This is a genomic window from Microcystis sp. M179S2, from assembly GCF_020245805.1.
Classification (GTDB): Bacteria; Cyanobacteriota; Cyanobacteriia; order Cyanobacteriales; family Microcystaceae; genus Microcystis; species Microcystis aeruginosa.
Window position 1 is genome coordinate 1 of sequence record NZ_JADBUE010000249.1, and the last position, 3664, is coordinate 3664.

A 3664-nucleotide genomic window follows, 5' to 3' on the forward strand; every position below is an offset into this window, starting at 1 on the left:
GTTATCGTTTTCGTTGGATTCTACTTGGTAGTTATAAACATCTGTCCTGAATAGTAAGTACCCACTTCCTACCGCCTGGACGGGTAAGGTAACGGTACTACTTGCTGTATAGGTTTCATTGGGTTCTAAGGGTAAGCCGTTGCTACTGGAGATATATCGCTCAGTAAGATAAATATCATCACTATCCCCATAGATATCATTCTTGGAAAAAACTACCTGGTCATACCAGTAAGAACTTCCTGTAGTCACAGAACTGTCATTTTTACCCGTCCAAGATAGGGTAATAGTCTGACCAGCACCAACATTAGTAGGAGCAGTAGCCTCAGTAATCACTAAATTGGGTAACTCTCCCGTTAGGGTGATAGAGGGAGAAAATTCTGAGGTGTTTCCATCGGGATTAGTTGCTGTGCCAGTAATATAGCTATACAGTCTCTCGGCGTACAAGGAAAGGGTAAAATCAGCACGACCATTATCATCCGTAGTCACAGTGATATAGGTACGGTAATCCTCTCCTTCTCCGTTACCACTAGCATCTTGTGTACGATTAGCAAAAATTTCAATCCTGTATTCCTTATTGGCTTCACTATCTAGATAACCAATCAGGGTGGCTGTTCCTGCGACAACTTCAGCAGAGGTGAAAACGGGATAGTTTTGTAAAGCATTCGCTCCTGTATCGCTATCACCTTCATCATTAGCGGTGACTCCATCCCGTCCTAAATCAATCCCTAAACCATAATTCTCATAGATACTATTGCCTTGAATAGTATTTTTCTGAGAGTTATCTACAGAAATGCCATTAGAGTTATTATATCCAATTTGATTTCCCGTAATTGAATTACCTTGTGCCTCTTCTTGGATACTCATCCCCTCGGCATTATTAAACAGAGAATTACCTGTAATTTGATTACCTGTTGCATCTGCTCCACGAATAACAACCCCGGTCGATTGATTATAATGGATGTAATTGCCTTGTACGAGGGTATTTTTTGCTCCAGCTAAATCAATTCCATCATCCCCGTTACCTAAAAAATAGTAGCCTTGGCTGCTATTCCCAATCCAGTTACTGAGTATTTGATTATTATTGGCGACCGCTCCATAGGATAATACACTTACACCGGTGTTAGTATTGCCAGCAATAACGTTTTTTTCAATGATATTATCTGAACCGTTAACTATCTCGACTCCAACCCCATTAGGACGGGATGAAGTTCCCGATGAATCAAGACCAATGTAATTATTAATGACTTGGTTATTAATTGCAGTTTCACTATTAATTAATACACCCGTTCCCGTATTACCAGAGATAATATTCCTTTCACTGGTAGTCGCTCCCCCAATCAGATTATTCTCAGATTCAATTAAAATACCCCCTTCTCCATTGCCCCAAAATCCCTCATAAATGTAGTTATCATAACCAATATAATTACCTTGAATAATATTATTACCTTGATCAATTAAGCGTATTCCATAACTACTAAACTGGGTAATAATTAAGCCACGGACGGTACTGCCACCAGCACTAATAACTAGACCTGATAATCCTTCACCTGCTTGATAACCACTAATTTGAATTATCGGCGTTCCCGCGTATCCCGGTTGACTGGTACCATCAATCAAGACAGGGGACGTAATTTCCGGCAAAGCCGATAAGGGAGTTATGGTATAGTATCCACCCTCACCAATATTAAATACAATGGTATCTGTACCCGGATTATTATTAGACTCAGTTATAGCCCATCTGAGGGAACCTTCCCCCTCATCGTTGGTATTAGTAACTGTGTAAGTAGTTCCTGGATTATTAGTAATGGCAAAGCGAGCAAAACCCAATCCCGGACTGCGAATACCTTCATTATTGAGAGGACCGACATTACCGTAATCATCTGAAACAGTCAGAGTATCCCCTTGGGTAACATACAGATAGCCATTTAGATAGACTGCACCACTACCTTTACCAATATTAAACGGCACATCAGGAAGGGTTTCTAACCATCCATTTGCCTCCACTTTAGCAAAATTCGCATTATTAATTAAACCGCGTCCTTCATTAAAAGGCCAACCATCTGTACTGGTTTCTCCTCTTAATAGATACAAGTCCCCATTAACTGCGGTGACAGAGTTACCCCATAAACTTGTCCCAGTACCGTTATTTGTCCAGCCTAAATCATTTTTCAGCGAGTAAATTAAGGTACTTTGGGAGGCTAAAGGCAATTCACCGTTGGGAGTAGAAGTTAAGAAGTTTCCTCCCGGATAAGCGAAGTCGTTATGAGTCCACATCACCAATTGATCGCCACTAAGGTGATACAGACGATCATTAGTTGTATTGTACTCCCAATCTCCATTACGGGGAAAATGCTCCCCAGTAAAACCCCAATTAGGGGTTAATTGGGTATGAGTTCCGCCACCATTAATATTATCAGTACGAGCAAAATTGTAATCTCCTCCTCCCGTATGATGGAGAATTACTGGTTCTCCATTAACATCTACCCCAAGGATTCCTGCATTACTATTAATTAATGGTGAATCTTCGCTAGTTTTTTCCCATTCCTGTGTCCAAGTACCGCTAGTACCGGTGCTTAAATCGTAGGAATAGAGAGCCGCTATTTGTGGACCTGAACGGAATTGGTAGTAGTATAATTTATTGCCTGCCACCAACAGAGGATTAACTAAATTGCCGGCGGAGAAAGCATCCCCTGACACCCCTTGACCATTTAATATCGGCAAATCTTCCCAGGTATCGGTTGCGGGATGATAACGGGCAAAACGGACAGAACCGTTAGCAATACCTAGATTCTCTAAACTTTCCTCGCTATCATCGCTCAAATTACTGTTTACGTCAATATAATCTTCATCAGCATCGCCGCTAAAATCAGCAGCATAAATATAGGTTCCGTCAGTAGCTAGACCGCCACCAGCACTAACTCCGTAGTCAAAAGGCACTGCCGCCAACTGTTCCCAACCCAATTCCTGAACTATCGAAGAAGAGGTTGCAGTTGTTGTTTCCTGTACTGACAGAGGATGACTCATATCCTTAGCTCCAACACAAACAAGGTTAATACTGGGGCGATTAGCGACTATTTGCGGTCAAACACACAGTATCCCCACCCACAATCAGATTAGCGGGATCGGAACTGCTACTGCCAGGGCGAACGTCGCTGACCATTTCCCCGCAAGTCTAGCCTAAGCTAACTAGCTATGTCAAGAAGTTTTCAGTAATTTCATCTAGTCCTTTGAAAAACTTAACCAAATTTAGAGTATATAGCTATTGGCTATCCCCTTATTAGTTCTATATTCTGGGTTATAACTGTTGAGATTGTTTGGGCTGCCACCGGTAATGCGATGTTTATATTCTTAAGTTATGTTAATAGCTTAATTTCTATGGTTTTCATAGTCTAAAAACAATAGTTATCCTCTTGTGTGAATAGGAGGAAAATCTAAGCTGGTATCTCCAATTCAGTCGCTCATAAGTGGGTGGGTGGAATTAAATATAACTGGACTTCCCCCATACAGAAATACTAAAAAATTAACAAAACCCTTACTGCAGGTCGCTTCTCAGAAAAAATTGAAAAGACGCTACTGGGTACATTTTCCTTTTGAAAGTGGCTGTACCGTTGACTGTATCTAGATTAGAGCGATTCCGTAGAGTTGGCTGTATAGTGATCGCTAA

1 protein-coding gene is annotated in these 3664 nt (G+C 41.2%); it reads right to left on the reverse strand.

All coding sequences use genetic code 11. The annotated features are described in order from the left end of the window. On the reverse strand, positions 1-3024 hold a 3024-nt coding region (locus tag IM500_RS15360), incomplete at its 3' end, for a right-handed parallel beta-helix repeat-containing protein (RefSeq protein ID WP_287738874.1). Positions 3025-3664: the final 640 nt, after the last annotated feature.